Origin of the sequence: Mycolicibacterium aromaticivorans JS19b1 = JCM 16368 (assembly GCF_000559085.1) — a bacterium.
Lineage (GTDB): Bacteria > Actinomycetota > Actinomycetes > Mycobacteriales > Mycobacteriaceae > Mycobacterium > Mycobacterium aromaticivorans.
Map to the genome: position 1 here is coordinate 3,518,363 of NZ_JALN02000001.1, position 15,608 is coordinate 3,533,970.

16 protein-coding genes are annotated in these 15,608 nt (G+C 63.6%); 9 read left to right on the forward strand and 7 right to left on the reverse strand.

Annotated elements, in window-relative coordinates:
* The first annotated feature begins 144 nt into the window (after window positions 1-144).
* The 4 genes from Y900_RS30340 (at window position 145) to Y900_RS16885 (ending at window position 6,463) form a co-directional block, all read left to right on the forward strand.
* Window positions 145-2,292, forward strand: a complete 2,148-nt coding sequence (locus Y900_RS30340; RefSeq protein WP_051660113.1) for an McrB family protein — start codon at window positions 145-147, stop codon at window positions 2,290-2,292.
* Window positions 2,293-2,309: 17 nt separating this feature from the next.
* Window positions 2,310-4,562 carry a DUF2357 domain-containing protein gene (locus Y900_RS16875; protein WP_036343329.1) on the forward strand — a complete coding sequence of 751 codons (2,253 nt, stop codon included), beginning with the start codon at window positions 2,310-2,312 and terminating at the stop codon, window positions 4,560-4,562.
* A gap of 160 nt (window positions 4,563-4,722) precedes the next feature.
* Complete coding sequence (locus tag Y900_RS16880) at window positions 4,723-5,973, forward strand: cytochrome P450 (protein WP_036343331.1); 1,251 nt, start codon at window positions 4,723-4,725, stop codon at window positions 5,971-5,973.
* A gap of 64 nt (window positions 5,974-6,037) precedes the next feature.
* Window positions 6,038-6,463 (forward strand): cupin domain-containing protein, encoded by a 426-nt coding sequence (locus Y900_RS16885; RefSeq protein ID WP_036343333.1) that lies wholly within the window; start codon window positions 6,038-6,040, stop codon window positions 6,461-6,463.
* Window positions 6,464-6,559: 96 nt separating this feature from the next.
* On the opposite strand, the gene Y900_RS16890 is transcribed toward Y900_RS16885, so the two are convergent.
* Together Y900_RS16890 and Y900_RS16895 are read right to left on the reverse strand one after the other, a co-directional pair.
* Entirely contained in the window at window positions 6,560-6,955 is a 396-nt protein-coding gene (locus Y900_RS16890) for a type II toxin-antitoxin system VapC family toxin (RefSeq protein WP_036343335.1), read from the reverse strand.
* Window positions 6,956-7,204, reverse strand: coding sequence for a type II toxin-antitoxin system Phd/YefM family antitoxin (locus Y900_RS16895; RefSeq protein WP_036343337.1), 249 nt, complete (start codon window positions 7,202-7,204; stop codon window positions 6,956-6,958).
* A 136-nt stretch (window positions 7,205-7,340) separates the two neighbouring features.
* Here Y900_RS16895 and Y900_RS16900 point away from each other — a divergent pair, with 136 nt between their 5' ends.
* Both Y900_RS16900 and Y900_RS16905 read left to right on the forward strand, forming a co-directional pair.
* Window positions 7,341-7,919 carry a hypothetical protein gene (locus tag Y900_RS16900; RefSeq protein ID WP_036343338.1) on the forward strand — a complete coding sequence of 193 codons (579 nt, stop codon included), beginning with the start codon at window positions 7,341-7,343 and terminating at the stop codon, window positions 7,917-7,919.
* Window positions 7,920-7,942: 23 nt separating this feature from the next.
* The gene (locus Y900_RS16905; RefSeq protein ID WP_036343340.1) at window positions 7,943-8,851 is read left to right on the forward strand and encodes a hypothetical protein; all 909 of its coding nucleotides are present in this window, start codon (window positions 7,943-7,945) and stop codon (window positions 8,849-8,851) included.
* Here the strand turns inward: Y900_RS16905 and Y900_RS16910 are convergent.
* Window positions 8,848-9,279, reverse strand: coding sequence for a hypothetical protein (locus Y900_RS16910; RefSeq protein WP_051660416.1), 432 nt, complete (start codon window positions 9,277-9,279; stop codon window positions 8,848-8,850). The two genes, Y900_RS16905 and Y900_RS16910, sit on opposite strands and share 4 nt — an antisense overlap.
* 148 nt (window positions 9,280-9,427) lie before the next feature.
* Between Y900_RS16910 and Y900_RS16915 the strand changes: the two genes are divergently transcribed.
* Window positions 9,428-10,237 (forward strand): glycoside hydrolase family 16 protein, encoded by an 810-nt coding sequence (locus tag Y900_RS16915; protein ID WP_036343342.1) that lies wholly within the window; start codon window positions 9,428-9,430, stop codon window positions 10,235-10,237.
* 24 nt (window positions 10,238-10,261) lie between these two features.
* On the opposite strand, the gene Y900_RS16920 is transcribed toward Y900_RS16915, so the two are convergent.
* Window positions 10,262-11,434 carry a hypothetical protein gene (locus Y900_RS16920; RefSeq protein WP_420329770.1) on the reverse strand — a complete coding sequence of 391 codons (1,173 nt, stop codon included), beginning with the start codon at window positions 11,432-11,434 and terminating at the stop codon, window positions 10,262-10,264.
* A 34-nt stretch (window positions 11,435-11,468) separates the two neighbouring features.
* Here Y900_RS16920 and Y900_RS33745 point away from each other — a divergent pair, with 34 nt between their 5' ends.
* Window positions 11,469-11,642 (forward strand): hypothetical protein, encoded by a 174-nt coding sequence (locus Y900_RS33745; RefSeq protein WP_420329771.1) that lies wholly within the window; start codon window positions 11,469-11,471, stop codon window positions 11,640-11,642.
* A 362-nt stretch (window positions 11,643-12,004) separates the two neighbouring features.
* On the opposite strand, the gene Y900_RS16925 is transcribed toward Y900_RS33745, so the two are convergent.
* On the reverse strand, window positions 12,005-13,216 hold the full coding sequence (locus Y900_RS16925) for a TetR/AcrR family transcriptional regulator (RefSeq protein WP_237752582.1): 1,212 nt from the start codon (window positions 13,214-13,216) through the stop codon (window positions 12,005-12,007).
* A 135-nt stretch (window positions 13,217-13,351) separates the two neighbouring features.
* Here Y900_RS16925 and Y900_RS16930 point away from each other — a divergent pair, with 135 nt between their 5' ends.
* Window positions 13,352-14,230 (forward strand): oxygenase MpaB family protein, encoded by an 879-nt coding sequence (locus Y900_RS16930; protein WP_036343345.1) that lies wholly within the window; start codon window positions 13,352-13,354, stop codon window positions 14,228-14,230.
* 5 nt (window positions 14,231-14,235) lie between these two features.
* Here the strand turns inward: Y900_RS16930 and Y900_RS16935 are convergent, their stop codons facing one another.
* The gene (locus Y900_RS16935) at window positions 14,236-15,015 is read right to left on the reverse strand and encodes a mannan-binding lectin (RefSeq protein ID WP_036343346.1); all 780 of its coding nucleotides are present in this window, start codon (window positions 15,013-15,015) and stop codon (window positions 14,236-14,238) included.
* A 5-nt stretch (window positions 15,016-15,020) separates the two neighbouring features.
* Window positions 15,021-15,602: an Rv1363c family protein gene (locus tag Y900_RS16940; RefSeq protein ID WP_081845146.1), complete on the reverse strand. Its 582-nt coding sequence runs from the start codon at window positions 15,600-15,602 to the stop codon at window positions 15,021-15,023.
* Between the last annotated feature and the right edge of the window lie 6 nt (window positions 15,603-15,608).

A 15,608-nucleotide genomic window follows, 5' to 3' on the forward strand; every position in this document is an offset into this window, starting at 1 on the left:
GTGGGCGTTCGACACGGTGCAGCAGTATGCCGATCCGTGACAAGCAGCTCGGTCAAGTTGCACAGCGTCAATAGCGCCCGATAGAAATTGCCAATGCGGTCCAGGATGCTGCGTACCGTTGCAATGCCCAACTAGCCTGAGGCCGTGCTGGCTATTCCGACCCTTAAATTCAGTTATGGCAATCTTCTCCTCGCTCGCCTGCGGGAACTTAAATCGGCCACGGTCACGGAACTCGTCGGCGATGATCCAGCGCAGCTCTTCAAATCTGGTGGTCCGTTCGACAATCCCGAGAGGCGCGCGGCTGACTGCCTTCGGTTCGCGCGGATGCTCGGCTTAGTGGTGGATGAGGAGCGCCGGTGGAAGCTAACCGACTCAGGCATCGCCTATGCCGAAAATGTTGATCCGAGCGATCCGTGGGTTGTCAGCAAAATCCAGGCAGATGTCCTTCGTGGCCAGTTATCTGGCGGTGGTGCAGAGCTTGCTGAGGAAGTCCGGGTCGCTCTCCAGATTATTCGTGACTTGGCCCCCGGCTTTTCCAACGACGACCTAGGGCGCGCCCTAGCTGAGCGTGCGAGCACCGGTCAGTGGCAAGCGGAACGAACTTTCGAATCACAGGGTGCTCGCTACCGAGAACTGCTCGTCGAGAGTGGGCTTATCAGAAGAAATGGGGAACTCACCGAGCAGGGCGAGGCGTTTCTCGCACGACGTGCTTCGGTTTGGTGGGTGAATCAGGGAGCCACGTACACGAAGGAGCGCGATGGTGGATTCCTTTGGGCTCCACTGCTGAATAAGGCGGGCCGTCCGCAGTACCACTGGGACACCATGGATGAAGTCCGCGTAGGCGACGTTGTTCTGCACTACAGCAACGGCTCTTTGCGTGCCGCCAGCCGCGTGAGCGCTGCTGCGAGGCCTGCACCAAATCCGCTCGGAGATCAATCCTGGGAGGAGGCGGGCCGACTGGTTGAGACGCGATATCAGGAACTGAATGAGCCGGTGGCACTAGGCGCAATCGACGCAAGTGCGCGAATAAGGCAGGGTTCTCCCTTCACGAGTACCGGATCTGTCCAGCAGGTTTACCTAGTTCGTCTGAACGGCGATTTTGTACATCAACTCGCCCAGCGATTTCCCGAGCTCGCGGAGCACTTACCATCGGTTCCCGCGCCTCCGCCGTCCGTGCCACTCCCGGAGGTGACTGCCGAAGAATTGTTTCGCAACTTCGAAGCCGTGGTGGACGCCTCTGGACTCCGCTTCCCGGCTGGTTCAAACCTGATTCGATCGTTCCTGTGCAGTCTGCTGGCTAAGCCATTCGCGATCCTCACTGGCTTGGCCGGTTCGGGTAAGACGCAGCTCGCAATGCGACTCGGTGAATGGTTCGGCACAGACGAGCACGGACGTCATCGTCACATCGTTGTACCCGTACGACCCGACTGGACCGGCCCGGAATCAATCTTTGGGTACGAGGACGCACTCCGTACCTCCGCGACTGGGGCGCCCGTGTGGTTCGTTCCCGAAGCGTTCGAATTCGTCCTCCGCGCGGCTGACGATCCCGAGTACCCGTACTTGCTGATTCTCGACGAGATGAATTTGGCCCACGTGGAGCGGTACTTCTCCGACTTTCTGTCCGGGGTGGAATCGCGACGCCCGGTCTTACCGGATCTGAGCTTCGACCAGCCATCCAATCAATGGGTGCTGCGCGACGCCGAAGCGCGAAGACTTCCACTGCCGCGCAACCTTTTTGTTGTTGGCACGGTTAACGTGGACGAGACGACGTACATGTTCTCTCCGAAAGTTCTCGATAGAGCGTTCACTTTTGAGTTCCGGGTGACCTCTGATCAGCTCGATGCAGATCTGCGGCGGCCGATTGCAGCTGCCGCGGGGGAAGACCAGCAAGTGCGAGCGTTGTCGTCGCTAGCGGAAAGCGATGATTGGCACCGGGAGAACCCTCATCCAGCTCGCGACGAGATTGTGTCGACGCTTCGGGAGGTGCACGCAATCTTGGCTGCCGCCAACCAAGAGTTCGGGCACCGCACGCTCTATGAAATCTTGCGGTTCTGTGCGTTCTTGGCTGCGACGGGAGAGACTGACGTCGATACCGCGCTCGACCTCGCGATCATGCAGAAAATTCTTCCGAAGGTGCACGGCTCGCGACGGCGGGTAGAGCCAATCCTAGTTGCGTTGGATGCCCTGGCTGCAGGCATCGGTCCTACCCCGCGGCTACCGATTACGCAACACAAAGTTGTCCGGATGATGGACGCCGTTCGCGCGAATCAGTTCGTCAGCTTCGCTGAATAGCCATGTCCCAAAATCCAATGAAATTGGCGCTTCAATCTAGCGGTGGTCATGTCGTTGGTGAACTGCTGGTCACCAACCTCCCCGGTCGGCAGGACACGACGTTCTCGACGCGGGGTGAAATCGCGTTGCGTGAGGCGGCGATCTACCGCTACGAGATACTCACCGCCGCAGAGACTGTCGACCTTGAGCCGCGCGAGCTGTTCGATCCCGACGATGCGAGTCTTAAGCGAGGGCGGCTACGTCCCGGCCAAGCTGTTGGGCGTCTCCGGATCCAAGTTGTTGATCGCGCGACGCAGGTAGCTGGGTCAACCGAAATTGATGTTCTGGCAGTCAAGCTCCACCACGAGACTGAGTATCGCCAAATGCTAACTGATATATCCTCGTTCGCTGCTGAGGCGGTGTTGCAAGGGTTCGCGCCAAGCTTGTTGGACCTTGCGCCAAGCGATTCGCCCGCCGAATTGCTCTACCTCCGTTTCGCGATGATCGCGGCGTACTTGCAAGATCCAGCGTTTGAGGCGGCAATCGCGCGTGTCACGACCCAGCCGCATCGAACCTGGGTCGCCGAACGCGAGATCCGCCCTATCGGAGCGCCGTTTCCAGCGGGGTCGGCCTTTCGGCGTGCAGTTCGCGCATCCGGTCGAAGGGTACCGTGGACGGGTGGTTCGGTCACCCTTGCTTCTTTGCCCGCCGCTCTCTCTCGCGACCGCACGGAAGCGACAGTTGACAACTCTGCAAATCAGTTCGTCAAGTTCGCCTTAACTCGTTGGCGCGCAATCGCACTCGAATTATTGAACGCTCTGTCACTTACCTCGCAGAAGGTCGAATCTGGACCGCTGCGCCGTGGTGAGCAGATCGCTGCTGAAGTCGGTGCTCAACTCGACGAGTACCTTGGACACCCACTATTCAGGGACGTTACCGCCCTAAATAGAATGCCCACTTCGGACCAGGTCTTGCTCAAGCGCGCGGGTTACCGCGAAATCTTCCGAACTTTTGCCATGACTGAGTCTGGTCCGACCGTACGGATTGATCGCGAAGACTTGACCGATGTTTTCGCAGCCTCGCAACGCAATATCGCCACGCTGTACGAGTTTTGGTGCTTTCTTGCCGTAGTCAACTCACTTGGACGAGTGTGTGGGTATGAACAGACGGCGCGCGCATTCGCGGTGTCGGCTGATGGCACCTCCATGATGATGCGGTCAGGCCACGCGTCGAAGTTATCGTGGTCTGTCAGAAGGGTGGACCGTCCACTTCGAATTGAAGTCTTCTTCAATCGGACCTTTGCCGGGAGAGACGATCGGCGGGGCTCATGGAGCCAAGCGATGCGGCCCGACTGCTCGGTCCGTATTCGCCCAGACGGCAGTACGCCTTCGCGCGTTACCGCTCAAGAACTCGAAGTCTGGTTGCACTTCGATGCGAAATACCGTGTCGACAATCTCCTCGCACAGCTGTCATCAGCTCCTGATTCGGATGAGCTGCTGGCAGAGTCGGCGACCACTGGCGGCGCTAAGCGAGACGACCTGCTCAAGATGCACGCCTACCGGGACGCGATCTCGAGAACGGCGGGAGCGTACGTGTTGTATCCGGGGTCAGAAATCAAGGACATTCGGCGGCATCCGGGCTTCAAAGAAGTCTTGCCAGGCCTCGGCGCCTTCCCCCTCCGGCCGAATAGTGAGGGCCTGCCGTCGTCATCGCAGGCCCTCGACCAGTTCTTCAGTGATGTGCTCATGCATGTCGCCAGCCAGGTCACACGCGACGAGCGTCATCGCTTCTGGACCGCCACCGTTCATCGATCTGATGAGCCCACCCTAAAGTCTTCACTGACAACTGACTTTCTAGACGAGCCTCCTGCCGACACGGATGTGTTGCTCGCATTCGTCCGAGACGTCGAGCACCTTCAATGGATAGATCAGTTGAAGCAGTACAACATTCGTGCGGGAGATCGGGTTGGCGCCGTCGAAATCGGCGGGCGAGAGCTCGGTGCCAAGCTGCTCGTCCTGTACGAGAACCGGAATGGCCTCCTCCGGGTGGCACGCGCCGCCAAGGTAGCGCGCTGGCGGCCAGCTACGGCGGCCGACTTGTCGGCTATTGGTTACCCGGACCCGCGTGGCGAGATCTACTTCGTAGCAGATATCGAGTTCATCGAACATCTACCGGCGTGGGCCGACTCGATCGACCTCGAACACCTGACGTCAGGTGTCCGTAGTGGAGCCCCAATTGTCGTGACTTGGTGGGACATCGTCCGAGCAGCGCTGCCGCCCAACTCCGAGTAGCGGCTCTGCTCGACTGCAACGCGTCTGGTATTGGCCGTAGACGGACGGCTTGCCCATGATCGCGAGTCTGGCTGAGACCGCTACCCTCAACTACCCAATGCGACGCGCACCACATAAGCTCACTTATTGACACCCGTCAAGTCCGTGTGAGCGAGGATGCATGACCAGTTCGATCGTCGATGACGCCGCCAAGGTTCTGGCCGAGCCGCGCGCATACGCGGACGAGGCCCGGCTGCAGAGGGCCCTGGCTCACCTGCGGGAACACGCCCCGGTGTCCTACGTCGAGGTGCCCGACTACCGGCCGTTCTGGGCCATCACCAAGCACGCCGACGTGATGGCGATCGAACGCGCCAACGAGCTGTGGATCAACGCCCCTCGGCCGATGCTGCAGACCGCCGCGACCGACGAGCTGTCGGCGGCCAACCTCGCTGCCGGCGGTGGCTTGCGCACGCTCATCCACATGGACGACCCGCTTCATCGCGACATCCGCAAGATCGGTGCCGACTGGTTCCGGCCGAAGGCCATGCGCGCCTTGAAGACCCGGGTCGACGAACTGGCCAAGATCTACGTTGACAAGATGGTCAAGCAGGGTCCTGAGTGCGATTTCGTCCAAGAGGTCGCGGTCAACTTCCCGCTCTATGTCATCTTGTCGCTGCTCGGTCTGCCGGAGTCTGACTTCGGCCGCATGCTCAAGCTCACCCAGGAGTTGTTCGGCGGCGACGACGACGAGCTCAGTCGCGGCAAGGACCCGGAGGAGCTGCACGCGGTCATCCTCGACTTCTTCCAGTACTTCACCGCCCTCACCGCCGCCCGCAGGGCCAATCCGACCGAAGACCTCGCCTCGGCGATCGCCAACGCCAAGCTTGACGGCGAATTCCTCAACGACATCGACTGCCTGTCGTACTACGTGATCGTCGCCAGCGCCGGCCATGACACCACCAGCGCCGCGATCTCAGGTGGGCTGCTCGCTCTCATCGAGCACCAGGACCAGCTCGCCCGGCTCAAGGCACAGCCGGAGCTGATGGGCACCGCGGTCGAGGAGATCATCCGCTGGACCGCCCCGGTCAAGGAATTCATGCGCACCGCCACCGCCGACACCGAAGTGCGCGGCGTGCCTATCGGCAAGGGCGAGTCGGTACTGCTGTCCTACGTCTCGGCCAACCGGGACGAGGAGATCTTCGACCAGCCAGCCACATTCGACGTCGGACGCGACCCGAACAAGCACCTGTCCTTCGGTTACGGCGTCCACTTCTGCCTCGGTGCGGCTCTGGCCCGTATGGAGATCAACAGCTTCTTCACCGAGCTGCTGCCGCGACTGGAGTCCATCGAACTGGCCGGCGAGCCGGAGTTCATCTCGACGATCTTCGTCGGCGGGCTCAAGCACCTGCCGATCCGGTACTCGCTGCGCTGACGCAATCGGCGTCGCCTGAGGCGTGGCCGACTACGCTGACACCACCACAAGTGGAAGGCGGCCCATGCGACTGTTCATCACCGGAGTCGACGCTGACGGCAAGTCCTGCATCATCAGCAACGACGAGGTCGAAATCAACTCCGTCGCACCCGGTTTCGGCATCGCCATTCCCTACAACACGACACAGGCGCCACCACCGGCCCGCCCAACGGGCAATGCCGACCTGATCGACCAGTACCTCGAGCCCGGCCATGTCCGCTGGATGGTCGTCGACCAAGGCGCCAACACCGAGACGCCCAAGCACCACACCGACACCCTCGACCTCGAGCTCGTCCTCAGCGGAAGCGTCGACCTCATCCTCGACGATGGTGCGCACCGCATCGAAGCCGGTGACATGGTGGTCATGACCGGCGTCGACCACGCGTGGAAAGCCGGCCCCGACGGCTACCGCATGACCGCCGTCCTGATCGGCACCCCGGCACCTGCTTAAGCGAAGTTAGGTCGCATCAACTTCAATCACCAACGCCGACAACCCACCTCCATCTCAGTTCAGTGAATGGGTATGGGGTGCAGGCTAATCACCGAATTACAGCGCCACCACGCGGACCAGTTCTGCAAGGCCTGTGAAGTCGTCCGCATTGCGGCTGTAGAGGTCCAGGCCATGGGCATGTGCGGTAGCGGCAATCAACAGATCCGCGAATCGGCTTCGAGGCTTGCGGCCTTCACTGATGACGGCCGCAACGACGAGACCGTAGCTGCGCGCTGCCCTGTCGTCGAAAGGAATTGGCTCAATCAGCGATTCGACCTCCTGCAACCTGGACTGGCGTCTGGCGGCCTCTACCGGCGTACTTGCCAGGAGAGGACCGGCCGCCAGTTCGGCGGCGGTGATGGCGGAAATCGCCATCTCGTCCGGTAGCTTGTCGGCGACTGCCGGATCGTGCCAGTCGATCACCACCGATGTGTCCAGCAGCCCGGCCGCCATCTACAAGCTCTGATCGATCGCGGCGTCGAGATCGCGACGGAACTCGCCAGGGTCGATCCGGACCCCTGCGCCGGCGATGCGTGCCAAGTCGTCACGGGTGATGAACGTCTTGCGGGCGGGCTGAATAGGGCGAAGTTCGGCGACTGGCTCCCCATGACGGGTGACGACGAACGTCTCACCCGCTGCCACCGCATCCATGAGCTTCGCGTTTTCGTTGCGCAGTTCACGCTGCGGGATCGTCCGGGCCACGCAGGCCAGTGTAGCGAGGTGTGCTACATATGGCTACACATTGTCTCGGGATCCACCCGCGCCTGCCGCCCGCAAAAGCCGCGTTAGGTCGCCTGACCCCCTAGACAACGCCAGTTGTCACACGGGAGACTTGGTCATGCACAAGGGGTTCACGCTCGCAGCGGCACTCATAGCGGCAGCGCTCACGACCCCAATTGCCAACGCCGACAACCCAACCCCGTCGCTGCCAGAGTTCGCTCCGCACGAATCCGACTGGCAGCCCAACACCGTCGTTTATCCGTACAACCTCTGGCAGAACCGCGTCACCCCCGAGCAGGTCACCGCCATGCGCGACTCCTGTCAATGGTTCAACGCCCAGTACGAACCGCTGATGAGCCAAGTCTTCGGCTTCCAGCACTTCCTCGACAGCCAGCACGACAACTGGCAAGCGCCCGGCGTCCAACAAGCCGCAAACACCATCGAGGCCAACCTCGACCAGTCCGCGGCCTTCCTCGACCCCCGCGCGCACACTCTCTTCATCGTGAACTACCCCGACCAGAGCGAGTATTCGCCTGTCTACAACGGGGATTCGATGTTCCACCTCTGGTATCAGCTCACCCAGATCAGCGACAACATGAAGCACCAGCTGCCGTCGGGTCAGCTGAACGCACACATTGCCACCGCCAACGTCTACGGCACCACCATCCGCGACTCGCAAGTGTGCGCCGGAGCCTGACGCCGGGCCGATAGCCTCAAGCGGTGATGATCGGTGTCCTGGCCGCCCTGCTGGCGTGCGTCGGCTACGGGGTCTCCTCGGTCCTCCAGGCTTACGGGGCGCGCCGATCAGCAGCCGCAGCCGTCGACCGCGGCGCCACCGGACACGTCACCGCAACTGGTGCCCCGACCCTGCGCTCCACGCTGCACGCCGCTGTCACCGCAGCGTTCATCGTCGGAATCGTCTTGGATGTCGTCGGCTTCGTCGGCAGCGCGGTCTCGGCGCGGCTGATCCCATTGTTCTTGTCCCAGACGATCATCAGTGCCAACCTGGTCGTCACCGCGGTGCTCGGGATCGCCGTCCTCGGCATCGGATTACGCAGCCGCGACTGGATCGCCATCGTCGCGGTCATCGCCTCGCTGTTTGTCCTCGGTCTCGGCTCGGGTGAGAGAGGTGAGGTGGACCCCGACCGGCTCGTCCACTGGATCGTGCTGGCGGTTTCGGTGCTGATCCTGCTCGGCGGGATCGCACTGACCCGCATCCTCGGGTCGCGCAGCGCGGTCATGGCCGGACTGATCGCCGGTGTGCTGTTCGGCATGCTCGCAATCGGTGTGCGCGTGCTCGATGGTGTTGAGCCGCTACAGCCGGTCACCCTCGTCACCGACCCGGCGGCCTGGACCGTCGCCATCGCCGGCATCGGCGGCTTCTACCTGCACACCGTGGCGCTGCAACTCGGTTCGGTGAACGGGGCCACCGCGGCCCTCGTCGTCGGCGAGACGGTGGTGCCCGGCATCGTCGGCGTGGCGTTCCTCGGCGACAGCTCCCGGTCCGGACTCGGCTGGGTGGTGGCCCTCGGATTCGTCGGGGCCGTCGCCGGCGCCGTGGCCGTCGCGGTCTTCGGCGCGATCGGACATCAGGTTGAGACCGAAACCGAAGTCCCGCAACCCAACTAAACGGCAGTGAACCGGATCGCCGCCAGCTTGTTCACCTCGACCGCCTCGCGGAACTCCTCCACAGAAGGAATCCGGTCCTCGCGGAACCGCAGCCCCATCATCCGCTGCGCCCGCTTCGGGCCATACGCAGAAGCGCACCGGTGAAACAGCGACACCGTCTGCTCACGATCCTCGATCAGCGCGCCCCGCATCGTCGTCTCGCGCCCGTCGTACAACACCGACGCGGGAGCACCGCCGCGAAAGTTCAGCTTCCACACACTCCCGATCAACGCGTACAGGTCGCCGTCGATTTGATGCGCAGAAACCGGCACCACGAACTCCCGACCCGTCTTGCGTCCCTTGAACGACAGCACCATGAACTGCCTACGCAGCCCGCCGGCCAGCGGGGTGCGCAACAGATACCGCATGAGCGGGTTGACGGCCCGCATGATCGCGTCCGGCGGAGGCGCCGGAGTGATCGCCGCTGACTTATCCACCGGACAACGGTACGACCGCGGCCCGCATAACCGCAGGTCATTCGCTACACAGCCGACCGCAAGGTTGCGCCTCGCCGAACGAAGCGGCTTGTATGGGGTCATGGATCGTCGCCAGATGCTCATGACCACCGGCCTTGGCCTGCTGGTCGCCGCCACCAAGATCCCGCAGGCCGGCGCCGCACCGACCACACCAGTCCCGCAGGCCCCGGCGCCGCAGAACTACATCTTCCACGACGAATTCGACGGCCCCGCCGGCTCCGCGCCCGACCCGTCCAAGTGGACCACCGCGCTGGCCCGTGAATCGATGGAAGACCCCACCTTCTGGGAGCTGCCGCAGAACGTCGGCCAATACCGCGACGACCGCCGCAACGTCTACCTCGACGGCAACTCCAACCTGGTTTTCCACGCCGCCAAAGACGGCCCCACCTACTACAGCGGCAAGATCTTCGGGAAGTGGCAGGGCGGCATCGGCCACACCTGGGAAGCCCGAATGAAGTTGGACTGCCTGACCCCCGGCTGTTGGCCCGCCTTCTACCTGTCCAACGAGAGCCCCGTCAACGGCGGCGAAGTCGACGTCATGGAGTGGTATGGCAACGGCAAGTGGGCTCCCGGCACCGCCGTGCACGCCAAGCTCAACGGCGGCGAACACGTCAGCCAGACCATCTCCGTCGACAGCGCCTGGCACACCTGGCGCGTCGTGTGGGACGACGCCGGTATGAGCTTCTCCAAAGACGGCGCCGCGCCGTACTTCACCGTGCCGGCCCGTTCACTTCCGGACTGGCAGTTCAACGATCCCGGCTACACCCTGATGCCGGTGTTCGACCTCGCCGTCGCCGGCTCCGGCGGCGGTGACCCGACCGGTGGCAGTTACCCGGCCAACATGCTGATCGACTACATCCGCGTCTGGTAATCCGGCGTCCGAGCCTTTCAAACGCTACGGCGCAATCAGCTGCCCGGCGTCCGAAGCGGCCTGCAGCAGTTGGGAAATGGTCAGCGCGCCGTAACCCGTCTCCACGGGACCCATCGGCAACCCAAGCCACGGCACCACCGTGGGATCCGGGTCCACGTCGAGGTTGTGAGCCTGCATGCCCGGCAGATGATGCTCGAAGAAATTCCCCAGCGTGTCGACCGTGAAGATGAGATCGCCGATCGGACCGTAGCCATACAGCGCCGACGCATTGAACAGCGGCGCAACCGCTTTCGGGTCGCCGATCATCACGATCGCGCCGTAGTGCGGCTTGCTTCCGCCAGCGGGCACATAGCTCGGCATGAACGGCTGCAGACCGGGGAGATCGGTAGCGAAGTACGCCGCGGGGTCACCATAGGTCTCGATGTTGACGAACCCGGAGTCGGCGCCGTTGCCGTCGACGACGGTATTGATACCGGGACTCTCGAAGCCGATGCCGTCCAGACCCGTCTGCTGCGCAACGTATTCGGCTTCCCAGCCGCCCAGTGAGTGGCCGGTGACAAAGATGTCAGAGGCGCCGTAACCCTGCAGGGCAGCGTCGGCCTGTACCCGTTGCGCGAAGGTCACCGCGTCGGTGAACCCCTGCGGAGTGGTGTGGGTGTAGATGACTTGCAGGTCGGTGACGATCTGCGAGATGGCTATCAGTGGGTCGAACAACAGATTCGTCCCACCGGTCGTGCCCTGGTAGGCGATGATGATCTGATTCTGCGGCGTCACCCATACCTGAGCTCGCTCGCCCGACAGGACGTTCGTGGACGTGACCGGCACCCCGTTGACGGTGAACGGCCGTAACCCGCCCGGGACACCGCCCAGCACGTATTCCGCCGCGGCGGCATTCAGGAATTGGGCGACCGTCGGCGTCAGCGCGGTCGTCGGGCCGGTGTAGATCAGGGTGGGCGGTATCGGCTGCGTGGTCGGGGTCGCGTCCAGCCCCACCGCATGCTCGATTCTGCGGAACACCGCGAAAATCAGGTTGTCGAACGGTGCGAGGTCGAGCGGGCTTTGCGGGCCGCCGACCGCGGCAGTGAGATCGAGCGACTGCAGCACGGTGTTGACGATGTGGCCGGGCAGTGCGATCAGCTTGGCGATCGGGGACAGCGGCGCCGGGGGAGTCGGGGTCGTCGGCGCGGGGGTCGTCACGACGAGCGCAGCGCTCGCTGAGGTCTTTCTCGCCGTGGTCGCCACGGCACGGGAGGACGTGGCCGACGCTTCCGTACCCGGTGTGGGCGCGCTGATCGGAACGGTGACCGCGGCGGCACTCGCTGACCTCGTCGAGTTGCGCTGCGAAGCAGTCGAATCCGGCTGGATCGCCGAGCGCCGGCTCGTCGCCAGGCCGCTGCCACGATGACTGTCGCGGCCGTCAGCCGCCGCTTTGGGGTCGCTTGCGTGTGACTGACTCGACGACGACCCAGCGTGGCCGGTATCGGCCCAGGCCGCAGCTTGCCCGCCGACGGTTCCGATGCCCAACCCGATGCCCACCGCAAGCGTGGCCAGGCCGCACCGGCACGCCGTCCGCTTCCGCTGGCTGGCGCGGCGCTGCGTCTGTCCCGTCATCGATCCCCAAATTCCGTCACGGTGTCTCTACGTTGCTGACGACGATATGACAACGTGGGATGTCGGTCTCGGTTTTCGCTGTCGAGCGTGGGGGCTGTCGTTGACGAAATGGCCGTCGACCACCGATATCTCACACGCTCGGCGCGCAACCCACCGTCAGCGACGCCGCACCGGCCGACCCAGCAGCGTGACCTCCATCAAGCGCCGGATCGTCGCCACCGACTCAGGCCCGGATTCCCGGGCGAACAACCGCCGGAAGTCCACCGTCAGCGCAAACGCCGCGCCCACCGCATACCGGGCGGCACCGATTTTCATCTCCGGCCGCGCCGCCGTCACCAGCCGCGCCCAGGCGTCCATCGTCGAATGCTCGATGGTCTCCAACACCCGCAGATCCGGCTCCGGAACGTTTTGCCGCTCTGTGTAATACACGTACGGCAGGTCCGGCCACTCCATCACCCGGCCGAGGTACTCGTCGACCAAGTCATCGAGCGTCGCCTCCGGATCGGAGTTGCGCGACAACGCATCCGCGGTATCACTGGAATGCCGATCGGCTGCCCGCCGATACGCCAGCGCCAAGATGTCCGCCTTGCCCGGGAATGACCGGTACAACCCCGACGCCTGGATGCCGATTGCCGACGCGATGTCCTCCATGCTCGTGTTGCGGTACCCGTTCTCGTAGAACAACCGGACCGACTCGAAGAGCACGTGCTCGTACATCCCGGCCTCGGCGCCGACAACCAGAGGCGTGAGCCGCGGTGCGCCTCCGCGCCTCGCGGAAGGCAGCTCGGCAGCCAGGACGTCAGCCGTCATCGTGCACAGCAAAGTCCGGATATCGCCTGCTGCAAGCGGATTGGAATGATCGGTGATGCTGCCGATGATGGTGAGCGCGGCCGCTGACAGCGTCCACGCCTGGCTCGGCTTCAATCTGGGCCGCAGCGTCAGCAGCGGCCGATGCATGCGCTCGTTCACCACTTTGAGTTGGTGGACCAAGACCGCGCGGTCAGCCTCTTTCAGGTAGCGCGCTTCCCAGCGATACAGCCCACCCGCCGCCCGGTTGGCGATGGTGGCGTCGACCAATGCAGAGGTCAACGCCTGCAAGGTCATTGCCGGATCGCCGTCCGTTTCGTCGGCGAACGCGGTGGTGTCGACCAGCATTTGGCTCAGTCCCAGCACCGCGTCGCGGAACAGGTCGTACTTGCTGGGGGAGTGGCGATACAACGCGGCGGGCGTGATGCCGACCCGCGCGGCGATGTCCTCCATGCTGACCGCGTGATAGCCCTGCGAACCGAAGGCGTCGGTCGACGCGCGCGCTATCTGCGCTTTACGGTCCTTGGGCCGCCGCCGTACAGCGGGTTCGCCATCTGACACGGACTCCACGCTAGTCGCTCCTCGAGTGCATCACCGCAAATTGATTCGAAGACAAGAACGAGTATTCACTTCTGCTTGTCTGCCGTCTCGCCTGTGTGAGACGCTTCATAGAGCTAGACAAGGGGAGATGTCTACATGCCAACGTCATCGCTGACCACCGCTGAGACCCGCATCAGGATTCACAAGAGAACCGCACGCTGGAGTGACGAACCCGTCACCGCCGCCGACGCCCTGGACTTCTGGTCCTTCGCCGCAGGCGCTGCCAACGTCATCATGCAGCTGTCGCTGCCCGGCGTCGGCTACGGCGTGGTCGAATCCAGAGTCGACTCCGGGAACCTGCTCATCCACCCGTGGAAGCGGGCCCGCACCACCTTCACCTACATCGCCGTCGCAATCATCGGCAGCGACGAGGACAAGCTGCTGTACCGCGAGGCCGTCAACTCCGCGCACCGCCACGTCCAGTCCACCGACCAAAGCCCGGTGCGCTACAACGCCTTTGACCGCGACCTGCAGATGTGGGTAGCCGCCTGCCTGTTCGTCGGGCTCGAAGACACCTACCAGCTGTTGCGCGGCGAGATGACCGCCGATCAAGCCGAGGGTTTCTACCGCTCCGCCTGGACGCTGGGCACCACCCTGCAGGTCAGCGAGGACCAGTGGCCGCCCACCCGCGCTGCCTTCGACGACTACTGGAACACCGCCTGCCAGCGAGTCCAGTTCGACGACACCGTGCGCGCCTACCTGTTCGACCTGATCGACCTCGAGATGATCAACCCGTTGCTGCGCATACCCTTTCGTGGTCTGCTCAAATTCCTCACCGCCGGATTCCTGGCGCCGGTATTCCGCGACGCACTCGGCCTTGCGTGGAGCGCGCGAAAGCAACGCCGCTTCGAACTGCTGTTTCGCTTCGTCGCCCTGGTGAACCGCTTCCTGCCCTCGTTCCTCCGTCAGCCTGGCCCGCACCTGCTGCTGGCCGACCTGCGCCGGCGCGCCCGCCACGACAAGCGACTGGTCTAGCGGCATCACGTTCCGCCGAACTCTGGTCGCAGTACCGAACCCAACGCCGATAGCGGAATGTCCGCCTGCACAGTGCCGCCATCCATCGACCACTGCATGACGCCCGGGGTGTAGTTGATCGGCGAGTCATGGGCGACCGGATAGTCCGGCATGTACAGGATCAGCTCGTCGCCGGACAACGCCCACGCCTTGTACCCACCGGAATACACCGTGTCCGGTCCCCACCGCTCGGCCACGAACGGGTAGCTGCCCGCCTCGTGCGGGGGCGGCGCCTGATCCAACGCATCCTGAATGAAGGGCGCGCCCAGCGTCGCGATCGCCCCGAAATCGACGCCGGGCTTCAGCACATCGGCCAGCCCGACCCGAACGCCGCGGGCCATGTCGAAGGTGAACGTCCGAAACGCGTTGTTGGGCTTGGGCCCGTCGGCGTGATAGTCCTCGTGGAACACCACGCTGAGCACGTCGCCGCGCTGCAGGATCTGGAAGTTCTCCTCGCCGAAGCTGTCCGCCACCATGTGCACGCCGACGGTGCGCCAGTTGGTGACCAACTGGGTCAGGTAGTCCCGAATGGTCGGACCGGTGACGGGATTGTCGACCAGGTCGCCGGGCACTGCGACCTTGATGTCGCGGACAGCCTTACGTTCCGACAGCACCGAGGTGTGGCAGTAGGCGCCGTCCCACTCGGCGCCGAGGCTCGAGCAGAAGTCCGGCGCCGACGCGCCGGCCACCGGCGCGACGGCCAGTGCCGCCACGACGAGAAGCACAGGAACCACACGAATGCGCATGCTGGTCAGGGCAGTTGGACTTTGCTGGCCCGCCAGACGCCATCGACTTTCTCCAGCGTCATCTTGACCCGGCTGCGGTCGATCCGCGGATCCGGTGCCGCCTTGTTGGCCACCGTCTGGTCGATGAACATCAGCACCACGACTTTGTCCGGGGTGGCCGACTGCACGGCCGACTCGATCACCACACCGTGCGCGGTGGCCTTATTGTCCAAAAGCAGTTGGCGCAACTGCGCGCTGGACTGCGAATACATGTCCTTGAATTCGCCGGTGGCACCGTTGAGTACCTCGGCGAAGTTCTGGTCGACGTTGTTGGAGTCGATGCTCGTCAGCACCTGCGCGTAACGCACCGCGGCCGCCTGGCCCTCCCGCGCCGCCACTTCGACGCGATGCTCCTGCCATGCCTGCCAGCCCAGGAAGCCCGAACCGCCGAGCAGCGCAACGATCATCGCGCCCAACAGCACTCGCCGAACCAGGGGCCACCGGCGCCGCGTGACCGGCTCCTCGACAGCCTCGGTCTCGACGTCCGACTCCACGTCGGACTCCACGTCGGATTCGGTATCGGGTTCGGCTTCACTGGTGACGGTCATGGCAAT